The organism is Planomonospora corallina (assembly GCF_042650625.1).
Taxonomy (GTDB): domain Bacteria; phylum Actinomycetota; class Actinomycetes; order Streptosporangiales; family Streptosporangiaceae; genus Planomonospora_B; species Planomonospora_B corallina.
Genome location: NZ_JBHSBM010000034.1, coordinates 29,325 through 49,452, shown reverse-complemented (window position 1 = coordinate 49,452; position 20,128 = coordinate 29,325). Strand labels below are relative to the sequence as shown.

The following is a 20,128-nucleotide window of genomic DNA, read 5'->3' as shown; positions in this document are numbered from 1 at the left end:
CCCCCACGACGGCGACATCGAAGGAAGAGGTCATGACGCCGCATCATATTCTCAAATCCAGAAATGACAATACGATGCGGTAGAATCGGACCATGGCCATGAACGACGGGATCGAGTTGACCGAAGCGGCGCGCGGGCTGCTCAAGGCGCTGGCCAGTGACACCCGCCAGCAGATCCTGATGCTGTTCGCGGCCGGGGCCGAGCTGACCGTGGGCCAGGTCGCCGAGCGCCTGAACCTGGCCCAGTCGGCGGCTTCCACCCACCTGGCCACGCTGCGCGACGGCGGAGTGCTGGCCTCCCGGCGGGAATGGAAGACCGTTCACTACCGGGCTGATGCGCAGCGCATCGGCCAGGCACTGGTGGATCTGCAGGCATGCCTGCGCGCCTGTTGCCCGCCGGACGACCGCTCGCCGGAGACGTGCACGTGAGGCCGGGGCGCTCCACGCCCGGGGCGCCGTCCGGTCAACCGTCGCACGGGCACGCTCCCGCGGGCCGTACCTCGCTCACCTGTCCCCGGGCGTCGACGGCGACCTGGCAGCAGGCCAGCAGCAGCGTGCGCAGCCGGGCCCGGGCCCGCTGGATGCGGGACTTCATCCCCGGAACCGAGAGTCCGAGCCGCCGGGCGGCCTCGGCCTGGGTCAGCCCTTCGTAGTCGACGAGCGTGATGGCCTGGCGGTCGCGTTCCGCCAGCCGCTCCAGCATCGGTGCCAGGCATCCGGCCAGTGCGCTCAGGGCGCCGGGGCCGGCCGTCTCGCCGATCAGGCTGCGGTCGAAGGCGGTTCGGGCCTGGGCCTGCCCGGCTCGGGCGACCGCGCGGTGGTGGTCGGTGATCGCGTTGCGGGTGATCTGGTAGACCCATGCCTCCAGCCGCCCGGTCTCGCGCGGGCCGGCGGCGGTTCGGCTGATGCGCATCAGCACCTCCTGGACGATGTCCTCGGCGTCGGCGGGCCGGTCGATGCGGGCGGCGACGAAGGCGACCAGCCGGGAGCGCATCTGCGCGACCGCCGTCGCGGAGCCGGTACGTGGTGCCACGGTCCTGGTCCTCCTGTGTGCCCGGGACCGGGCCGACCGGCCCCGGGTCTGGTGCGGGTGTTACCGGCAGCCGCAACTGCCGGGCGCCTGGGCCGGGGCGTCGGTGGCGATGCCTGCCAGGGTGCCGCAGCAGGCGCCCTTGTCCTCGGGCGCGCAGCAGGTCTGCAGCGCAGAAGTCGAGCAGCATGCCTCGGCGGATGCCTGAACCTCGGTGCCCGCAGCGGTCGCGCTGGTGGTGCCGGTCGTGGTCATGGTGGATCCTCCGTCTCAAAGGGGCGACTCACTGAGGTAGACGGTGGATCCGGGAAAAGGATGCACCTGTCGCACCCGCCCGCTCAGGTCACCACCTAATTTGACATCCCTCTAATCAGAGTGGCAGGCTGAGCACTGCTTAGACAAATTTCGAAACAAGAGGTGTGAGATGCGCTTCCTGCTGCGCCGCCGTCCGGCTCCCGCGACGCCCGCGACCGTCTCCTTCGACGAGGCCACCGGCACCGTCTGCGACCGCGTCTGCCGGGCCGACGCCGTGCTGGAGCGCGCCCGCGCCGCCGCCTGGCTCGCCCGCTGAACCCCGACCACCCGAACCCAGGAGGAATCATCATGAGCAGTGGATGCTGCGGCCCGGCCGCCCCGGCCGAGCAGAGCGCGCAGGCCGTACCCCCCCAGACGACCGCGGCCTGGCAGGTCGTGCTCTCACCTCAGCTGGGCCACCTGCCGGTCGTGGTGATCGGCGCCGGGCCGGTCGGCCTGGCCGCCGCCGCGCACCTGGCCGAGCGCGGCCTGGACTTCCTCGTCCTGGAGGCCGGATCCCGGGTGGGCGCCTCGATCGCCCAGTGGGGGCACGTGCGGACCTTCAGCCCGTGGAAGTACGACATCGACACTGCCGCCCGCCGCCTGCTGGACGCCCACGGCTGGGCGGCTCCGGATCCGGACTGGCTGCCCACCGGCGCCGAGCTCGTCGAGCAGTATCTCGCTCCGCTGGCCGCCCACCCGGTGATCGCGCCGCACCTGCGGCTGAACGCGCGGGTGACCGGGATCAGCCGCGCCGGCTTCGACCGGGTCCGCACCACCGGCCGCGACGCCGCTCCGTTCCTCATCCGCCTGGCCGACGGCACCGAGATCACCGCCCGCGCGGTCATCGACGCCTCCGGCACCTGGCGGACTCCGAACGTGCTGGGCGCCTCCGGCCTGCCCGCGCACGGCGAGCACGAGGCGGCGGCGTTCGTCGACCACGCCCTGCCGGATGTGCTCGGAGCGGACCGCGACGCCTACGCCGGCAAGCACACCCTGGTGGTGGGCGCCGGCCACTCGGCCGCCACCACCCTGCTGGCCCTGGCGCAGCTGGCCGGGGAGGTCCCCGGTACCCGGATCACCTGGGCCATCCGCGCCGGATCGGCGGCCCGTACCTACGGCGGCGGCGCGGCCGACGCCCTGCCGGCCCGCGGTGCGCTCGGCACCCGCCTGCGCGCCCTGGTGGAGTCCGGTCGCATCACGCTGCTGACCGCCTTCTTCACCCACGAGGCGACCGTGGACGGCGAGGCGGTGACGGTGATCAGCCGCGACCCGTCGGGCGTCGAGCGGAGGATCGTCGCGGACCGGATCGTGGCCGCCACCGGCTACCGCCCCGACCACTCCATCGCGAGCGAGCTGCGCCTGGACCTGGACGCCATCCTCGGCTCCACCCGCGCCCTGGCGCCGCTGATCGACCCCAACCATCACTCCTGCGGCACCGTGCCCGCGCACGGCGTCGATGAGCTGGCCCATCCCGAGCCCGGTTACTACGTCGTGGGGGTCAAGAGCTACGGTCGCGCCCCGACGTTCCTGATGGCCACCGGCTACGAGCAGGTCCGCTCGGTCGTGGCCGCGCTGGCCGGGGACTGGCAGGCCGCCCGCGACGTGCAGCTGGAGCTGCCGGAGACGGGCGTGTGCTCCTCTAACCTGGCCGAAGCCCAGGAGACGCGGGTCGGTCTGGCCACCGGCATCAGCGGCGGCCTATCGGCCACCCCGCTCCCGCCGGCCTCGGTGAGCGCCACCGCTGATGGCGGCGGCTGCTGCGGCTGACGACGCCCCGCCGTACCACCGCCAGGAGAGGATCGCGTGCGCGAGGTGAGCCCGCCGGCCGGTTCCGCTGCCGCCGTCCCGGCCGATGACGCCGGCAGGGACGGCGGCAGCCGGGGCCGGTACGGCACGCGGCTGGTCCCGGCGCTGGCGATCACCCAGACCGCCGGGTACGGCGTGCTGTACTACGCCTTCGCCGTCCTGCTCACCCCCATGAGCCGCGACCTGCGTGCCGGCACCGGCCAGATCGCCGGGGCGCTGACCGTCGCGGTGCTGACCACGGCGCTGGCCGCCCCGTGGGTCGGCCGGCTGCTGGACGCCCGTGGCGGCCGGGCCCCGATGACCACCGGCGCCGTGCTCGGCGCGGCCGCGGTGCTGGCCTGGTCGCAGGTCACCACCCTGCTCCAGCTGTACGCGGCACTGGCGCTCGTCGGCCTGGCCTCGGCGCTGGTGCTGTACGAGGCGGCCTTCACCGTCGTCATCGCCGTCTCCACCCCCGCCCGCCGGGCGAGGGCGCTGCTGGCGGTCACGATCGTGGCCGGGTTCGCCTCCAGTGTGTTCTTCCCGCTGACCGGGTTCCTGGTCGCCGAATCCGGCTGGCGCACCGCCCTGGTCGTCCTCGGCATCGCCTACGGCGTCCTGGCCGTGCCGCTGCACGCGCTGGTCCTGCCCGGCCGCGACCATGCCCGCAGCCGGACCGGCCCATCGGCCGCACCCCGCCGATCCGGACCGGTACGCAGCGCCCTGCGCGGGCGGGCGTTCTGGCTGCTGGCCGCCGCGTTCCCGGCCCAGACCGGCGCGGTCGCCGTGGTGGCGGTGCTGCTGGTCTCCTACCTCGTCGCCCTCGGCCACCCACCGGTCTTCGCCGCGAGCGTGGCCGGGCTGCTGGGCGTGCTGTCGGTCACCGGCCGCCTGGCCTCCACCGCCCTGTCGGCCCGCCTGCCCGTCGCCCCGGTCACCGCCGCGATCTTCGCCCTGCAGGGCGCCGCCGCCCTCGCACTGCCGGTCGTCGGCGGCCACCCGGCCGGGGCGATCGCGGCGGTGACGCTGTTCGGGCTCGGTTTCGGGGTGGCGACCATCGCCCGGCCCGCCCTGCTGGCCGAGCGCTACGGCACCGTTGCCTACGGCGGCATCAGCGGCACACTGGCCCTGCCGGTGACGGCGGCCAAGGCCGGTGCGCCGCTGGCCGCCGCCGCGCTGGTCCCGGTCGCCGGGTACGGCGCGGTCATGGCCGCGGTGGCGGCCTGCTGCGGCCTGGCGGCGGTCGCGCTGACCGCCTACCAGCGCATACCATTTAGACCAGCGTCGAAATAAGGAGTCCCCTCATGAGCGCCCCCACCACCGCCTGCTGCGCGCCGATCGCCCGCGAGCCGCTGGGCGAGGCCGAGGCCGCCGAGCTGGCGGCGCTGCTCAAGGCGGTCGCCGACCCGGTCCGACTGCGCCTGCTGTCGATGATCGGCTCCCACGCGGGCGGCGAGGCGTGCGTGTGCGACCTGACCGACGCCTTCGACCTGACCGCCCCGACCATCTCCCACCATCTGAAAGTCCTCCGGACGGCGGGACTGATCGACTGCGAGCGGCGCGGCACCTGGGTCTACTACTGGATCATTCCCGAGACGGTGAACAAGCTGGGCGCGCTTTTCGCGCCGCTGGCCGAGCCCACCGCCGGCTGACGGCTCGTCTCCCGTGCGGACCGGTGCGCCGCCTGCGCCCGATCCGGTCCCGCGCCCTTTCAGGGCCAGGGGATGTTCGTCGCGGGGGACGACGCCGGCCTCGGCTGCTGCCCGATGGCTTCGACGACCGAGTGCGGCGACGGCCATGCGACGCCGCGTTCGCCGCCCGCGAGACGGCACCGTCTGTCGAAGGACGATCGGATGGCCGGCGGGTGAACACCCGGTGTCGCCGGTAGCATCGGAAGCCGATATCGGGCTCGTCACTTCGGGCGTCGTCGGAGGGGGCATGCGGGAGTTCCTGCGCGGGGCGGTGCGGCTGCACATCCTGCACCACGCGGCCGAGCAGGACGTCCATGGCGCGTGGATGACCGAGGAGCTCAAGCGGCACGGGTACGCGATCAGCCCGGGCACGCTGTATCCGACGCTGCACCGCCTGGAGGCCGACGGGCTGCTGGTCTCCCGCCAGGAGGTGGCCGGGGGCCGGGTGCGGCGGGTCTACACCGCGACCGAGGCCGGCCGGGCCGCGCTGGCCGAGGACCGCGCCGCATTGGCCGAGCTGGCCCGCGAGGTCCTCGGCGCCGATGCGCCGCAGACGGGGGCCGGGCCGTCCTGAACCGCGGCGGCCGCGCCACCGCGGTCCCCGGCGGAGCGGCCCCCGCGTCCCACGTGCCGGTTGTCACCGACGGCGGGTGCTCCACCGGCGGGCGGCGTACCAGGCGGCGCCCGCGGCCAGCACGGCCGAGCCGGTCAGCACCGAGGAGACCGGCAGGGCGAAGGCCAGCGCCAGGCAGCCGAGCAGGCCGAGTGTGGGAATGACGCGCGGCGGGCGCCCCTCGGTGCGGGTCAGCGTCCAGGCCGAGGCGTTGGCGACGGCGTAGTAGACCAGCACCCCGAAGGAGGAGAACCCGATAGCCCCCCTCAGGTCCGCCGTGGCCGCCAGTACCGCCACGACGGCACCGACGGCCAGCTCGGCGTGGTGCGGCACGCCGAAGCGGGGGTGGACGGCGGCCAGCGTGCGCGGCAGGTGCCGGTCGCGGGCCATGGCCAGCGTGGTGCGCGAGACGCCGAGGATCAGCGCCAGCAGCGAGCCGAGCGCGGCAGCCGCGGCGCCCGCCCGCACCACCGGCGCCAGGCCGGGCGCTCCGGCGGCCTCGGCCGCCTCCACCAGCGGCGCACCCGCCGCGGCCAGGACGTCAGCGCCCAGCACGGCCAGCGCCGCGAGGGCGACCGCCGCGTACACCACCAGCGTGATGGCCAGTGCCGTGGGGACGGCGCGCGGGATGGTGCGCCGCGGGTCGCGGACCTCCTCGCCCAGGGTGGCGATGCGGGCGTAGCCGGCGAAGGCGAAGAACAGCAGCCCGGCCGCCTGCAGCACGCCGGCGAAGGAGGTGTCGGAGCCGATGTCCAGCCGCATCGCCTCGGCCCGGCCGGACGACAGGACGACGGTGACCACCGCGGCCAGCACCGCCAGCACCGCGGCCACGATCACCCGGGTGAGGCGGGCGGACTTGTGCACCCCGGCGTAGTTGACCGCGGTCAGCGCCACCACCGCGGCCACCGCCACCGCGTGCGACTGCTCGGGCCAGGCGTAGGACCCGACGGTCAGCGCCATCGCCGCGCACGAGGCGGTCTTGCCGACCACGAAGGCCCATCCGGCCAGGTAGCCCCAGAACGGGCCCAGCCGCTCCCGGCCGTAGACGTAGGTGCCGCCCGAGGCGGGGTAGCGGGCGGCCAGCCGCGCCGAGGACGTCGCGTTGCAGTAGGCGACCGCCGCGGCCAGCGCCAGGCCGAGCAGCAGCCCGGATCCGGCCGCCCGGGCCGCCGGGCCCAGCGCGGCGAAGATCCCCGCGCCGATCATCGACCCCAGGCCGATCACCACCGCGTCGGACGTCCCCAGCCGCCGCCGCAGCTCCTGCGGCGGACCTGCGGCCGGACGGTCGGTCATGGTGCGCTCCCCCTGCCTTCGGGTCCTTATCGTGACGAATGCCGATATCGGATCACGATATCGGTAGCCATGGGGCATCCTCGGCTCTCCGCCCGACGTACGGCCAGGAGCACGGAGCGCCCGTGCCGAGGGGGTCTCAGGCGGGCGGCAGCTCGGCGATGAGCCTCTCCACTCGGGCGCGGATCTCGTCACGGATCGGGCGGACGGCCTCGATGCCCTGACCGGCCGGGTCGTCCAGCTTCCAGTCCTCATAGCGTCTGCCGGGGAAGAACGGGCAGGCGTCACCGCAGCCCATGGTGACCACGACGTCGGATTCCTGTACGGCCTCGGCGGTCAGCACCTTCGGCGTCGCACCGGTGATGTCGATGCCGACCTCGCGCATCGCCTCGACCGCGACGGGATTGACGCTCTCAGCGGGTGCCGAGCCCGCCGAGCGGACCTCGATACGGCCGCCCGCCAGGTGGGTCAGCCAGCCGGCGGCCATCTGGGAGCGGCCGGCGTTGTGCACGCACACGAACAGCACACTGGGCTTGTCGGACATGGATCGGCTCCTCGGACGGAAGGGTGTCCCCGTTCTCTCGTGGGAAATCGTTTCAGATGAGAGCCGGGACGCCCGGCGGCCCTGCCGGCCGCGTCGGCAGGACGCGCAACCGGACCGCGGTTCAGCGCACGCGGTGGCCGCGGCTCGGCTCGCTCTGCCGGGCGGCCCGGTCCACGGCCGTCACGTGGTACCAGGCGCCGGCCGCGGGATCCGGGTCCGTCCAGCGGGTGCGCCGGGCCGCGGGCACGACGGCGACCAGGTGGCGGGCGTCGGCGAGGTCGCCGGGGCGGGCCGGCCGACCGAGCCGGAAGACCGCGTACTGGAACGGCACGTCCCGGCCGGTGGCCACGATGTCCAGCTCCACTCCCCCGGCCGTCCGGCGGGCCCGGGCGATCACCGGGGCGCGCGGCGGCCGGCCTCCGGCGAGCCGGGGCAGCAGCGGTGGGAGCGCGGGCCGCGTGTAGTGCTCGGCGACGACGGCGCTGACCGAGCCGAGCCGGTCGGCGCGCACGTCGCCGGAGTTGTACCAGATGTCACCGCCGACCTCTGGATGGTCCCGGTTGAGCGTCAGGTGCCGGGTCAGCTCGTCCGGCCGGAACCACGGCTCCGGCTGCCCGGCCGTCCCGGCCTTGTAGGCCGCCTGGCCGATCCAGAGCTGCACGCCGGTGCCCGCCGCCACGTCGGACCACCAGGGGACCAGTTCGGCGTAGTCGGCGTTCGACTGGCCGATGTACCAGTACAGCTGCGGGGCGATGTAGTCCAGCCAGCCCTTCTTCACCCAGCCCCGGGTGTCGGCGTGCAGGTTGTCGTAGGACTGGCTCCCCGCCGTGTCCGAGCCGAGGGGGTCGGCCGAGCGGTTCCGCCAGATCCCGGACGGGCTGATGCCCCAGGCCACCTCCGGCTTGGCCCGCCGTACCCGCTGCTGCATCTCGCGCACGAGCAGGTCCACGTTGCCGCGCCGCCAGGAGGCGAGGTCGGGGAAGTCTCCGCCGTGCTCCGCGAAGGCCGCGGAGTCGTCGAAGGCGGGGGTGTTGACCGGGTAGAAGTAGTCGTCGAAGTGCAGGCCGTCGATGTCGTAGCGGAGGACCGCGTCCATCATCGCGTCCTGCACGAACGTGCGGACCTCCGGCATGCCGGGGTTGTAGTAGAGCCGCCCGCCGTAGGCGACGATCCAGTCGGGGTGCCTGCGGCCCGGGTGGCCGGGGTGCAGGGCCGCGGGGTCGCCCTGCATCGACACCCGGTAGGGGTTGAACCAGGCGTGGAAGGCCAGGCCGCGCCGGTGCGTCTCCTCCACCGCGAAGGCCAGCGGGTCGTAGCCGGGATCCCGCCCCTGCGTGCCGGTCAGATACTGCGACCACGGCTCGTACGGCGAGGGCCAGAAGGCGTCCGCCGTCGGCCGGATCTGCACGAACACCGCGTTGAGGCGGCGGGCGACGGCCAGCTCCAGCCAGCCGATGTACTCCGTCTGCTGCTCCTCGGGCGTCAGACCGGGCTTCGAGGGCCAGTTGATGTTGAGCACCGAGGCGATCCACATGCCGCGCATCTGGCGCAGCGGCGGCGTGGTGGCGGGGCCGCTGAGGGGGGCCGCCGATCCGGTGGAGGCGAGGGCGGGGAGGGGGACGGCGGTCGCGGCGGCGGCGAGGGCCAGACCGCGCAGGACGGCGCGCCGGTCGGGTGCTGTCATGCGGACTCCCGGGGGGACGGAGCTGACGGCACCGACGCTGACAGAAATCTACTTTCATATCAATGGCAATGAAGGAAAATATCATCAGCGGGCGTCTCCCGCCGCCGGCCCGGACCCCGCACGTCACGGCATCCGGTGACCGGCCACCGAGGAATAAGCTGACCTCCGCGGAGAGAGGATGATCATGACTGAGCACGACGGCCCCAGCCCGGCCGGCCTGGTGGCGGCGGTGAGGGCGGTCCTGCCCTCGCTCACCCCGGCGGCCCAGGCCATCGCCCGTCTCATCCTCGACGACCCCGGCACGGTGGCCCGCAGCACCATCACCGAGCTCAGCGCGGCCTCCGGGACCAGCGAGGCCACGATCGTGCGCACCGCCCGCACGCTCGGCTTCGCCGGCTACTCGCAGCTGCGCCTGGCCCTGGCCGCCGCGGTCGCCAGCCGGCCCTCCGAGCGGCTGGTCCCCGGCGACCTGGCCCCCGACGACCCGCTCACCGACGTGATCGCCAAGGTGACCCGGGCCGAGTCCGAGGCGCTGGCCGACACCGCCGCACAGCTCTCCCCCGCCGTGCTGGACGCCGTGGTGGAGGCCGTGGCCGGCGCACGGCGGGTGAACGTCCACGGCGTCGGCGCCTCCGGCCTGGTCGCGGCGGACATGGCGCAGAAGCTGCTGCGGATCGGCCTGTCCGCCCACGCCTTCACCGACGCCCACCTGGCGCTCACCGGCGCGGCGCTGGCGAGGACCGGCGACGTCGCCTTCGGGATCAGCTGCACCGGCGAGACCCCCGACGTGCTGAGCCCGATGCTCGTCGCCCGCAAGGGCGGGGCCGTCACGGTGGCGATCACCAACAACCCGCGCTCCTCACTGGCCGGGCTGGCCGACCACGTCCTGGTCTCGGCGGGCCGGGAGACGGCGTTCCGGCCCGGGGCGCTGGCCAGCCGCATCAGCCAGCTGCTCCTGGTGGACTGCGTCTTCGTCGGCGTCGCCCAGCGCACGTTCGCCACCTCGGACGCGGCGCTGCGGGCCACCCGGGAGGCGCTGGAGGAGTATCTCGGCGAGACCCACCGCCGGAACCGGTGACCGCGCCGCCTCGGCCGGACCCGCCCGGACGTGACTTCCCGCGGCGATGACCGCCCGGGGCGGTGACCGTCCAACGCGATGACCTCCCGCGGCGGTGACCGCCCGGGACCGGGTCAGGGGGCGGCGGCCAGGGCCGCCTCCAGGCTGTCCCCGCAGGCTGCCAGGAGCGCGCGGGCCCCGTCGGCGTCGAGGCCGCGCCGGACCATCAGCACCGCGACCTTCACCTGCCAGTCCGCCTCCTCCAGGGCCGCGCGGGCGGCGCCGGGATCGGCACCGGCGATGTCGCCGACCATGCGGACGGCCCGGCCGGCGAGCTTGCCGTTCATCGCCGACATCTCGATCATGTTGTTGCCGTAGGTCCGGCCCAGACCGATCATCGTGACCGTCGAGATCATGTTGAGGACCATCTTCTGCGCGGTCCCGGCCTTGAGCCGGGTCGAGCCGGTCAGCACCTCCGGGCCGACGACGACCTCGATCGCGTGCCGCGCCGCCGCCGAGACCGGGGTGCCGGCATTGCAGGACAGGCCGATCGTCAGCGCGCCCCGGCGCTCCGCCTCCACCAGCGCGCCGACCACGAACGGCGCCCGGCCGCCGGCGGAGATCCCCACCACGGAGTCGAGCTCGCCCACCTCCCGTCCGGCCACCGCCGCGGCGCCCGCCCCGGCGTCGTCCTCGGCGCCCTCGACGGAGCGGGTCAGGGCGGGCGGGCCGCCGGCGATCACTCCCTGCACCAGCCCGGGGTCGGTGCCGAAGGTCGGCGGGCACTCGGAGGCGTCCAGTACGGCCAGGCGGCCCGAGGTCCCGGCCCCCACGTAGACGAGGCGCCCGCCTCTCTTCATCCGGTCGACGATCGCGTCGATCGCGGCGGAGATCGCCGGGATCGCCTCGGCCACCGCCGCGGGCACGGTGGCGTCGGCGGCGTTCATCAGCCGCACCGCCTCCTCGGTCGGGAGCCGGTCGATCTCCCTGTAGCGCGGATCGCTCCGCTCGGTGGCCAGACCGGCGAGCGGGTCACTCATGACGCCTCATGTCGCTGATTTTCACTTGATCATTCATCGGTGCAAATTATCTTCCAGGAACGGCGCCGTGTCACCCGCGACCTGCCGGGCGCCGGGGAGACCCGCACCGGCTCCATCATTCCCCTCCCGCGCCGGGCCCACGTCCCGAGGCGAGGGCATATCTCCATGGTGCGGGGTAGGGAGCCGCCATGAAGACGACACCCACCATCTCCCCGGTCCCCGAGACCGACGTGCGCTCCTCGGCGGAGACCGGCGTGCCCGGCCGCCTGGGAACCCGCGGCAGCACCCTGGCCAGGGCCCTGCTCGCGGTGAGCGCGGCCGCCGCCGTGGGGAGCATCGCCACCAAGCCGGCGTCCCTGTGGTACCGGCGGTTGCGCAAGCCGTCCTGGCAGCCGCCGTCGGAGGCGTTCGGGCTGATCTGGACGCCGCTGTACGGACTGATCGCCATTGGGGCGGCCCGTGTCCTGGACCGCCGGCAGGGAGCGGACCGTACGGCGTTCGCCGCCCGCTTCGCCGCCAACCTCGTCCTCAACGCCGGGTGGAGCCTGGCCTTCTTCCGCGGCCGCTCGCCCCGGCTCGCCCTCGCCGAGATCTCCGCGCTCAACGCCTCGAACGTGGACCTGGTCAGGCAGGCGTGGGCGACCGACCGGACCGCCGGAGCCGTGCTGCTGCCCTACACCGCGTGGACGCTGTTCGCCACCGCGCTCAACACCTCGATCGTCCGCCTCAACCCGGGCGAGAGCTGAAAGTTACATCCCCTCTCCGCTGACGCCGCAGGTCGGCGCGGTGCCGCGCCCCGGGCGCTTCCCGCCTCCGCCGCGGCTGCCTAGCATCGGGCGCCGGACGACGGCGGGAGAGGACGATGCGGACAGGAAGGACGGCCGCGGCGCTGCTGGCGGCCCTGGTGGCGGCTGCGGGATTCGTGCTGGCGGGTACGGCCGGCACCGCGCTCTCGGCCCGGGCCGAGCCGGTCAGGATCATGGCGCTCGGCGACTCGATCACCGGGTCGCCCGGTTGCTGGCGGGCCCTGCTCTGGCAGCGGCTCCAGCAGGCCGGGCACACCGACGTGGACTTCGTCGGGACGCTGCCCGCCCAGGGCTGCAGCTTCGCCTACGACGGCGAGAACGAGGGGCACGGCGGCTTCCTGGTGACGGGCGTCGCCGACCAGGACCAGCTCCCGGCCTGGCTGGCGGCGACCAGGCCCGACGTCGTGATGATGCACTTCGGCACCAACGACGTGTGGAGCAACCGCTCCCCCTCGGCCATCCTGGCCGCCTACGGCAAGCTGGTCGACCAGATGCGGGCGAGCAACCCCGGCATGAGGATCCTGGTCGCCCAGATCATCCCGATGAACCCGGCCTCGTGCGGCGGGTGCGCCGAGCGAGTGAGGGCGCTCAACGCGGCGATCCCCGGCTGGGCCGCGGGCGTGACGACCGCGCGCTCGCCCGTCGTGGTCGTCGACCAGTGGACGGGCTTCGACACCGCTGCCGACACCGGTGACGGGGTGCACCCCAACGCGGCGGGCGACCGGAAGATCGCCGACCGGTGGTTCCCCGCGCTGACCGCCCTGCTCGAGACCGGCCCGACCGCCACCCCCACGGTCACTCCCACGGCGACCCCGACGGTGACGCCCACGGTCACCCCGACGGTGACGCCCACGGTGACGCCGACCGTCACCCCCACCACCGGCGGTGACGGCTGCACGGCCTCCCACCGGGTCGTCAACCAGTGGCCGGGCGGTTTCCAGGGCGAGGTGACCGTCAGGAACACGGGGAGCTCGCCGATCACCGGCTGGACCGCGACCTGGACCACCGGCGGCGAGCGGGTGAGCCAGGCGTGGAGTGCCACGATCGCCCAGAGCGGCTCCACCGTGACCGCGCGGAACGCCTCCTGGAACGGCTCGCTGGCGGCTGGGGCGAGCACCTCCTTCGGCTTCATCGCCTCCGGCGCCCCCGGCGCGCCCTCCGTCGCCTGCACGGCCGGTTGACCTGCTCCCCGCTCCGGGAACAGGCCCCGCCGTCGCACCGGGGCGTGCCCGGGCGTCGTCCGCGGGTCGTCGCCCGCGGGTCCCGGGGCGGCGGCGGTTCCCGGTGGAAGCAGGACAGACGGCAGAATGCAGACATGACCTATCGCGTCTGCGTGGTGTGCCTGGGAAACATCTGCCGCTCCCCCATGGCCGAGGTCGTGCTGAGGAGAACCCTCGCCGACCACGGCCTGGACGGGCTCGTCACGGTCGAGAGCGCCGGCACCGGGGGCTGGCACCAGGGCCGTGCGATGGACGAGCGCGCCGCCGCCGCACTGGCGGGGCGCGGCTACGACGGCTCCGCGCACCGCGCCCGGCAGTTCCTGCGGGAGTGGTTCGACCGGGCCGACCTCGTGCTGGCCATGGACCGGGAGAACCTCCGCGCGCTGCGCCGCCTGGCCCCGGAGGGCGCCGACGTGCGGCTGTTCCGCTCCTTCGATCCGGCCGCGCCCCAGGGTTCGGAGGTGCCCGACCCCTACTACGGCGGTCAGGAGGGGTTCACCGAGGTGCTGGAGATGGTCGAGGCCGCCGCCAAGGGGCTGGCCGAGGAGCTGGCCGGCCGCCTCCGGTGATTCCGCGGTCGGCAGTTCGTTTGAGGGTGATTCATCCCTGGGTAGCTTCGGATGACCATGATGAGCGAACACAGTCGGCCGCCCGACCCGAGCGGCTGGCGCGCGACGCCCGGCGCGCTGCGCACCGCCGCCGTGGCGGGCGCCTGCCTGCTCGTCCTGACCGCCGTGGTGGCGCTCGTCGCGTGGCTGCTCATCCTGCTCGCGCCGCTGACGCTCGCGGTCGTGGCCGCGCTGCTGCTCACCGCCCTGCTGGGCCCGGTGGCCGCCCTGCTGCGCCGGCTGCGCGCGCCGGCGTGGCTGAGCGCGCTCGGCACGGTGCTGTTCCTGCTGTTCGTCGTGGCCGGGCCGCTGACACTGGTGGCGAACCAGGCCATCGCGCAGCTCGGTGACCTGGAGAACCAGCTCCTGACGGGCCTGGAACGGCTGCGCGGCCTCCTCACCTCGGGGCCGCTGAGCCAGAAGCAGCTGGACGCCGCGATCGCGGAGATCACACAGAGCCTGCAGCGGGCCGCCCCCAGCCCGCTGGCGGGGGCCATGACCGCCCTGCAGACGCTGGCGTCCATCGTCGTCGCCCTGGTCCTGCTGTTCTTCCTGCTCCGCGACGGGGCCGGCATGTGGCGGTGGATCGTGGGCCAGGTCCCCGGCCACCGCCGGCGCCAGGTGGACGTCTCGGCCCGCGCCGGCTGGGAGACCCTGGTCTCCTACATCCGGGGGATCGTGGTGGTCGCCGCGATCGACGCCGTCGGGATCGGCGTCGCGCTGCTCGTCCTGGACGTGCCGCTCGCCCTCACCCTCGCCTTCCTGACCTTCCTGTTCGCGTTCATCCCCATCGCCGGGGCCTTCATGGCCGGGGCCGTCGCGGTGCTCGTGGCGCTGGTCAGCAACGGCCTGACCAACGCGCTGCTGGTCCTGGCGGCGGTGGTCATCGTGCAGCAGGTGGAGGGCAACTTCCTGGAGCCGTTCATCATCGGCAGGGCGCTCCGCCTCCACCCGGCGGTGGTCCTGGTGGCCGTCACCGGCGGCACGCTCGTGGGCGGGATCGCGGGCGCGGTCGTGGCCGTGCCGCTCGTCGCGGTCACCTACCGGATCGCCGACCGCGCCCGCGCCTACTCCGAGGAGGAGCGGGCACGGCCGGTTCCGGCGGGCGGGCGGCCCGGGCCCGCCCCAGGCGGCGGCGGGCCGGGACCCGCCCCGCCCGCGGCGGCGGAGGGCTGAGGGCCCGCACCGGGACACCCACGGCCGGATGCCCCGGCGGAGCGGCGGACGCCCCCGGCGTGCGCGGTCCCGGCACGGCGGGCCGTGCGCGGTGGTCGCGCCGGAGCCGTCACAACCGCCCCAGGAGCCGCCGAGGCAGGCTGGTCACAGCAGGCCCTGCGCGGCGGGCACGCGCAACGCGATCAACGCGATGTCGTCGTCGGACTCGCCCAGCCCGGCGAGGACGCCGTCGCAGAAGTCCTCCACGGACTCCCGGGCCAGCGCCGCCGCGTGCTGGCGGAGCCGGATCATGCCGTGGGTCAGGTGCTCGTCGGGCCGCTCGACCAGTCCGTCGGTGTAGAGCAGCAGCGTGGATCCGGTCGGCAGCTCCTCGTAGGCGCCCGTCCGCGACACCCCCGGGTCCACGCCGAGCAGCAGCCCCGCGCCGCCCTCCAGGTAGCGGGTCTCCCCGCCGGCGGTGACCAGCAGCGGCGGCGGGTGCCCGGCGCTGGAGTGGTGGAAGCCCCACGGCCCGCTCTCCCCTCCGGTGATCAGGCCGTACAGGCAGGTGGCCGTGCGCGTGCCGTACAGGATCTCGTTGACGGTGTCCAGCCGGCGCAGGATCTCCCCCGGCGGCTCCTGCCGGTCGCAGGCCAGGGTGCGCAGCATGTTGCGCAGCTGGCTCATGACCACCGCGGCGGGCAGGTCGTGGCCGGTCACGTCGCCGATGATCAGTGCGATGTCCCCCTTGGGCATGACGAAGGCGTCGTACCAGTCGCCGCCCACCTCCGCGGTCTCGTGGGCCGGGCTGTAGCGGGCGGCGAGCCGGAGCGCGCCGACCTCGGGCAGCCGGTCCGGCAGGAGCGAGCGCTGCAGCCGCTCGGCGATGTGCTGCGCCGCCCGGTACAGGCGCCCGTTGTCGACGGCCAGGGCGACCCGGTGCGCGAGGTCCTCGACGACGGCCTGGTCCTCGACCGTCAGCGGCCGGGCGGGGTCGGTGCGGACGACCGTCAGCGCGCCCAGGACCTGCCGGCGGACCCGCAGCGGCGCGATGATCGCGCTGTCTGCCGCCAGCCGGCGCAGCAGCCCCTCCTGCGCGGCGTGCGACGGATCATCCGGCTCCTCCCCCGACGGCGCCGGGCTCAGCAGCAGCGGACCGCCCCCGCGCAGGATCTGGCCCAGCGGGCCGGGCGCGTCCTGGCAGACCAGCGGCGGTCCCGCGAAGCAGCCGCCGGACCGTTCGGGGTCCCGGTGCGCCGCCGCCACCCGGTGCGGCTGCCCGTGGTCGTCGAGCAGGTCCACCACGCACCAGTCGGCCAGTTGCGGCACCAGGATCCGGCAGAGCCGGCGCACCGCCTCCTCGGTCGCCAGGGTGCTGGACAGGGCCGATGTCACGTCGCTGAGCAGCGTCAACCGCGCCAGTGCCTGCTGGAGCACCTCGTCGGTCTCGTGCCTGTCCGGCCTGCCGCCCATCACGACCTCTTCCCCGCCGTTCCGTGAGCACGGCGACGACGACCCGCTTCCTGGACTGTGCTGCTCATCAACGGTCTCTCTCCCCACACGCGTACGGCCCCGGCAGGCGCCTTCCGCTGCCACCGGCCCGCCGCACCGTTCCGACCGGTGAGGCCACCCTGCCCACAAGAGCGCAAACAGGTCGATAGTGTGCGGCGGACACGGCCGGACCGGCGAAGCTTTTCTCTTCCGGCTGCCCTCTCATTGCCCTGGTCGGGGCGGCGTCAGCGACCGCCCTCGGAAGGCCGTGCCGCGCGACGCCGTCAGAAGGGCCGCCGGAGAGAGCCCGTGAGAGTGCCGCGGTACGGGGACCGCACCGGCGGGCGCGGGGCGCGTCACGTCACCCCTCCACGGCCGGTAGAGCCGCGGACGGGCATGGGGCGTCCCCCGGACGGGGATCCGCCCGCCGGGTCGAGGGTCGGGGGGAGACATCCGGCGCGCGGGCGTTCGGTCCGGTGTGAACGGCCATGGACGGTACCTCCGCCCGAGTCGGTACCCGGGGGGCTCCGGCGGCAAACGCCCTGCGCAGAGGGGGTGCGCCCACCGGCGGCATGACCCCCGGCAGGCCGGGTAGCGGGCGGGGGACCCGCTCGGCGCGGCGCCTCCCCCGCACAAGGGGCACGGACCGCGTGGCGAGGAGGCCCCCGCACAAGGGGCACGGACGGCGAAACCGGGAGGCCCCCGCATGAGAGGCACGGACCGCGTGGTGAGGAGGCGGAGATGGGCCCTGACGAGATCCGGCGGTCGGCGCTGCCACTGGACGGTCCCACCGGCCTCGGCCCGCTGCTGGAGCGGATCGGCGACGCGCGCCACGTCCTGATCGGCGAGGCCAGCCACGGCACGCACGACTTCTACGCCTGGCGTGCCGCGCTGACCCGCCGGCTGATCGAGGAGAAGGACTTCCGGTTCGTCGGCGTCGAGGGCGACTGGCCCGACTGCGACCGGGTCCACCGCGCGGTCACCGCCACCGGCGACGTCTCCCCCGACGAGGCCCTGTACGCCTTCGACCGCTGGCCGACGTTCATGTGGGCCAACGAGGAGGTCCTGGAGTTCTGCCGGTGGCTGCGCGCCTGGAACGACACCCGGCCGCCGGGACGGCGCTGCGGCTTCCACGGCCTGGACGTCTACAGCCTGTGGGACTCGCTGCGGGCCGTGCGCGGCTACGCGCTGCGGCACCTGCCCGAGCAGGCCGAGGCCGTACTGCACGCGCTGCGCTGCTTCGAGGCCTACGGGCACGACCCCCAGCGGTACGGCCTGGCCACCCGGCTGCTCCCCGGCTCCTGCGAGGAGGAGGTCGTCGGCATGCTCGCGGCGGTCGAGCAGGCGGCTCCGGCCGGCGAGGCGGGCTTCGCCGTACGGCAGAACGCCGAGGTGGTGGCCGGGGCCGAGGAGTACTACCGCGCCATGGTGCGCGGCGGACCCGACTCGTGGAACCTGCGCGACACCCACATGGCCGACACCCTCGACCGGCTGACCGGTTTCTACGGCGACGGCGCGAAGGCGGTCGTGTGGGCCCACAACACCCATGTCGGCGACGCCCGTGCCACCGGCATGGCCGCCGCCGGGATGACCAGCCTCGGGCAGTTGGTCCGGGAGCGGCACGGCGAGGACGGCGGGAACGGCGCGGTGGTCCTGGTCGGTTTCGGCACCCACCGGGGCACGGTGGTCGCGGGCGAGGCGTGGGACGCCCCGGCCGAGGTCATGCCGGTGCCGCCCGCCCGGGAGGGGTCGCTGGAGGCGCTGATGCACTCCTCCGCTCCGGAGCGCGCGCTGTTCGTCGTGCCGCCCGAGGGCGCGGACCGTCCCGGATGGTACGACCGGCCGATCGGTCACCGGGCCGTCGGCGTGGTCTACGACCCCGATCTCGACCACCTGCGCAACTACGTGCGGACCGTGCCCGGCCGCCGCTACGACGCGTTCGTCTGGCTGGACGAGACCTGCGCGCTGCGTCCGCTGCACGACGAGCCACCGGGCGAGGAGGAGCCGGAGGCCTTCCCCAGCGGGCTGTGAGCGGACGCCCGGGACGCGCCGCCCGGTGGACTCCCGGGGACCCGCGCCTGGCGGGCTCCGGGGAAGGGCCCGCGCCTGGCGCCGGACGGCGCGGCACGTCCGGACACCCCCGAGCTCCGGACGGCACGACCGAACACCCCTCGAACATCCGTTGAACACCGTTGTGCCGCCCTCGCTCCGTGGGGAACATACGGGCGGCGGGCACGGCGCGGCGGCACGAGGCCTCCGGTGCGTGATCCCGCGAGGAGGAGGCTGCGGTGGCGGACGAGTTCGACGTGATCGTGATCGGGGCCGGTCCGGCCGGGGAGAACGCGGCGGACCGCGCCGTGCGGGGCGGGCTGAGCGCCGCGGTCGTGGAGGCCGAGCTGGCGGGCGGCGAGTGCTCCTACTGGGCGTGCGTGCCCAGCAAGGCCCTGCTCCGCCCGGTCGAGCTGGCCGCCGAGGTCCGCCGGGCGCCCGGCCTGACCGCCGGCCCGGTCGACGCCGCCGCGGTGCTGGCCCGCCGCGACGAGGCCGTCTCCCACTTCGACGACTCCGGTCAGGTGGAGTGGATCGGGAGCGTGCCCGCGGAGTTCGTCCGGGGCCGGGGCCGGCTGGACGGCCCGAAGCGGGTCCTGGTGGACCTGCCCGGCGGCGGAACCCGGACGCTGACCGCCCGGCACGCGGTCGTGCTGGCCACCGGGAGCCGGGCGGTCCTGCCACCGGTCCCGGGCCTGGCCGAGGCCGTACCGTGGACCAGCCGCGAGGTCACCGCGGCCAAGTCGGTGCCCGGGCGGCTGGCCGTGCTCGGGGGCGGCGTGGTGGCCTGCGAGATGGCCCAGGCCATGCACGGGCTCGGTGCGCGCGAGACCACCGTGCTGGTCCGCGGTGACCGGCTGCTGGGCCGGATGGAACCGTTCGCCTCCGCCCTGGTGGCCGAGTCGTTCGCCGCCGCCGGCATCGAGGTGCGCACCGGTGTGGAGGCGGTCCGGGTGGAGCGGCCCGAGCCCGGCGGCCCGGTAACCGTCCACCTCTCCTCGGGCCCGCCGGTCGAGGCCGACGAGCTGCTGGTGGCCACCGGCCGCCGCGCGGCCACGGACGGCCTGGGCCTGGAGACCGTCGGGCTGCCCGGTGACCGGCCGGTGGCGGTGGACGACAGCATGCGCGCCACCGGCGTCGGCGGCGGCTGGCTGTACGCCGTGGGCGACGTCAACGGCCGCGACCTGCTCACCCACATGGGCAAGTACCAGGCGCGCGTCTGCGGCGACGTCATCGCCGCCCGGGCCGGGGGCGGCCCCGACGACCTGCCCGCGCTGCGCGCCACCGCCGGCGGGTACGGCGCGCCGCAGGTGGTCTTCACCGACCCGCAGGTCTGCTCGGTCGGCCGGACGGAGGAGCGGGCCCGGGCGGAGGGCTTCCCGGTGCGCGCGGTCGAGTACGACCTGGGTTCGGTGACCGGCGCCTACCTGCTCGGCGACGGCTACCGGGGCCGGGCCAAGGCCGTGGTGGACGACGAGCGCCGGGTGCTGCTGGGCGTGACCTTCGCCGGTCCGGGCGCGGCCGAGCTGCTGCACGCCGCCACGATCGCGGTGACGGCGGAGGTGCCGCTGGAGCGGCTCTGGCACGCGGTGCCGTCCTTCCCGACGGTGAGCGAGGTGTGGCTGCGGCTGCTGGAGGCGTACGGGTTGTGATTCGTCCGGCACGGATATCCGAATCGGCGAACCTCCTGGAGCTTGGTCGATCGTTACGCGAACCATCCCGGTAAGGCGCCACAAGCAACTACATAAAAGTCGCAAAACGAAGATCCC

At 74.6% G+C, this 20,128-nt stretch carries 20 protein-coding genes; 13 read left to right on the top strand and 7 right to left on the bottom strand.

The annotated features are described in order from the left end of the window. Positions 1-92: 92 nt before the first annotated feature. On the top strand, positions 93-428 hold the full coding sequence (locus ACFOWE_RS25640; protein ID WP_377292123.1) for an ArsR/SmtB family transcription factor: 336 nt from the start codon (positions 93-95) through the stop codon (positions 426-428). A gap of 34 nt (positions 429-462) precedes the next feature. Here ACFOWE_RS25640 and ACFOWE_RS25635 read toward each other — a convergent pair whose 3' ends face one another. After that, positions 463-1,032, bottom strand: a complete 570-nt coding sequence (locus ACFOWE_RS25635; RefSeq protein WP_377292121.1) for a sigma-70 family RNA polymerase sigma factor — start codon at positions 1,030-1,032, stop codon at positions 463-465. A 60-nt stretch (positions 1,033-1,092) separates the two neighbouring features. Then, positions 1,093-1,284 carry a hypothetical protein gene (locus tag ACFOWE_RS25630; protein ID WP_377292119.1) on the bottom strand — a complete coding sequence of 64 codons (192 nt, stop codon included), beginning with the start codon at positions 1,282-1,284 and terminating at the stop codon, positions 1,093-1,095. Positions 1,285-1,453: 169 nt separating this feature from the next. On the opposite strand from ACFOWE_RS25630, the gene ACFOWE_RS25625 reads away from it, so the two are divergent. The 5 genes from ACFOWE_RS25625 (at position 1,454) to ACFOWE_RS25605 (ending at position 5,376) form a co-directional block, all read left to right on the top strand. Continuing rightward, positions 1,454-1,600, top strand: coding sequence for a hypothetical protein (locus ACFOWE_RS25625; protein ID WP_377292117.1), 147 nt, complete (start codon positions 1,454-1,456; stop codon positions 1,598-1,600). A 32-nt stretch (positions 1,601-1,632) separates the two neighbouring features. After that, positions 1,633-3,093: an FAD-dependent oxidoreductase gene (locus ACFOWE_RS25620; protein ID WP_377292115.1), complete on the top strand. Its 1,461-nt coding sequence runs from the start codon at positions 1,633-1,635 to the stop codon at positions 3,091-3,093. Positions 3,094-3,129: 36 nt separating this feature from the next. Then, positions 3,130-4,404: an MFS transporter gene (locus ACFOWE_RS25615; RefSeq protein WP_377292113.1), complete on the top strand. Its 1,275-nt coding sequence runs from the start codon at positions 3,130-3,132 to the stop codon at positions 4,402-4,404. Positions 4,405-4,415: 11 nt separating this feature from the next. After that, on the top strand, positions 4,416-4,763 hold the full coding sequence (locus tag ACFOWE_RS25610) for an ArsR/SmtB family transcription factor (protein ID WP_377292111.1): 348 nt from the start codon (positions 4,416-4,418) through the stop codon (positions 4,761-4,763). A 286-nt stretch (positions 4,764-5,049) separates the two neighbouring features. Next, the gene (locus ACFOWE_RS25605) at positions 5,050-5,376 is read left to right on the top strand and encodes a PadR family transcriptional regulator (protein ID WP_377292109.1); all 327 of its coding nucleotides are present in this window, start codon (positions 5,050-5,052) and stop codon (positions 5,374-5,376) included. Between the two features lie 63 nt (positions 5,377-5,439). On the opposite strand, the gene ACFOWE_RS25600 is transcribed toward ACFOWE_RS25605, so the two are convergent. From ACFOWE_RS25600 to ACFOWE_RS25590, 3 genes are all read right to left on the bottom strand, one after another. Next, on the bottom strand, positions 5,440-6,708 hold the full coding sequence (locus tag ACFOWE_RS25600; protein ID WP_377292107.1) for an APC family permease: 1,269 nt from the start codon (positions 6,706-6,708) through the stop codon (positions 5,440-5,442). 136 nt (positions 6,709-6,844) lie between these two features. Continuing rightward, positions 6,845-7,249, bottom strand: a complete 405-nt coding sequence (locus ACFOWE_RS25595; protein WP_377292105.1) for an arsenate reductase ArsC — start codon at positions 7,247-7,249, stop codon at positions 6,845-6,847. A 121-nt stretch (positions 7,250-7,370) separates the two neighbouring features. Further along, entirely contained in the window at positions 7,371-8,933 is a 1,563-nt protein-coding gene (locus tag ACFOWE_RS25590; protein WP_377292103.1) for a glycoside hydrolase family 10 protein, read from the bottom strand. 184 nt (positions 8,934-9,117) lie between these two features. Here ACFOWE_RS25590 and ACFOWE_RS25585 point away from each other — a divergent pair, with 184 nt between their 5' ends. Then, entirely contained in the window at positions 9,118-10,011 is an 894-nt protein-coding gene (locus ACFOWE_RS25585) for a MurR/RpiR family transcriptional regulator (protein ID WP_377292101.1), read from the top strand. Between the two features lie 113 nt (positions 10,012-10,124). Here ACFOWE_RS25585 and murQ read toward each other — a convergent pair whose 3' ends face one another. Then, positions 10,125-11,030, bottom strand: a complete 906-nt coding sequence (murQ, locus tag ACFOWE_RS25580) for an N-acetylmuramic acid 6-phosphate etherase (RefSeq protein WP_377292099.1) — start codon at positions 11,028-11,030, stop codon at positions 10,125-10,127. A gap of 188 nt (positions 11,031-11,218) precedes the next feature. Between murQ and ACFOWE_RS25575 the strand changes: the two genes are divergently transcribed. The 4 genes from ACFOWE_RS25575 to ACFOWE_RS25560 all read left to right on the top strand — a co-directional run bounded on the left by ACFOWE_RS25575 (position 11,219) and on the right by ACFOWE_RS25560 (position 14,840). Then, positions 11,219-11,776 carry a TspO/MBR family protein gene (locus ACFOWE_RS25575; RefSeq protein WP_377292097.1) on the top strand — a complete coding sequence of 186 codons (558 nt, stop codon included), beginning with the start codon at positions 11,219-11,221 and terminating at the stop codon, positions 11,774-11,776. Positions 11,777-11,892: 116 nt separating this feature from the next. Continuing rightward, a complete protein-coding gene (locus tag ACFOWE_RS25570) occupies positions 11,893-13,017 on the top strand; it encodes a cellulose binding domain-containing protein (protein ID WP_377292095.1) in 1,125 nt (374 codons plus the stop codon). A gap of 134 nt (positions 13,018-13,151) precedes the next feature. Next, on the top strand, positions 13,152-13,625 hold the full coding sequence (locus ACFOWE_RS25565; RefSeq protein ID WP_377292093.1) for a low molecular weight protein-tyrosine-phosphatase: 474 nt from the start codon (positions 13,152-13,154) through the stop codon (positions 13,623-13,625). A gap of 60 nt (positions 13,626-13,685) precedes the next feature. Beyond that, complete coding sequence (locus ACFOWE_RS25560; protein WP_377292091.1) at positions 13,686-14,840, top strand: AI-2E family transporter; 1,155 nt, start codon at positions 13,686-13,688, stop codon at positions 14,838-14,840. Positions 14,841-14,984: 144 nt separating this feature from the next. Here the strand turns inward: ACFOWE_RS25560 and ACFOWE_RS25555 are convergent, their stop codons facing one another. Beyond that, entirely contained in the window at positions 14,985-16,292 is a 1,308-nt protein-coding gene (locus ACFOWE_RS25555) for a PP2C family protein-serine/threonine phosphatase (RefSeq protein ID WP_377292089.1), read from the bottom strand. A 759-nt stretch (positions 16,293-17,051) separates the two neighbouring features. On the opposite strand from ACFOWE_RS25555, the gene ACFOWE_RS25550 reads away from it, so the two are divergent. Then, positions 17,052-18,341, top strand: coding sequence for an erythromycin esterase family protein (locus tag ACFOWE_RS25550; protein ID WP_377292087.1), 1,290 nt, complete (start codon positions 17,052-17,054; stop codon positions 18,339-18,341). A 257-nt stretch (positions 18,342-18,598) separates the two neighbouring features. Next, on the top strand, positions 18,599-20,011 hold the full coding sequence (locus ACFOWE_RS25545) for a dihydrolipoyl dehydrogenase family protein (RefSeq protein WP_377292085.1): 1,413 nt from the start codon (positions 18,599-18,601) through the stop codon (positions 20,009-20,011). The last annotated feature ends 117 nt before the right edge of the window (positions 20,012-20,128 follow it).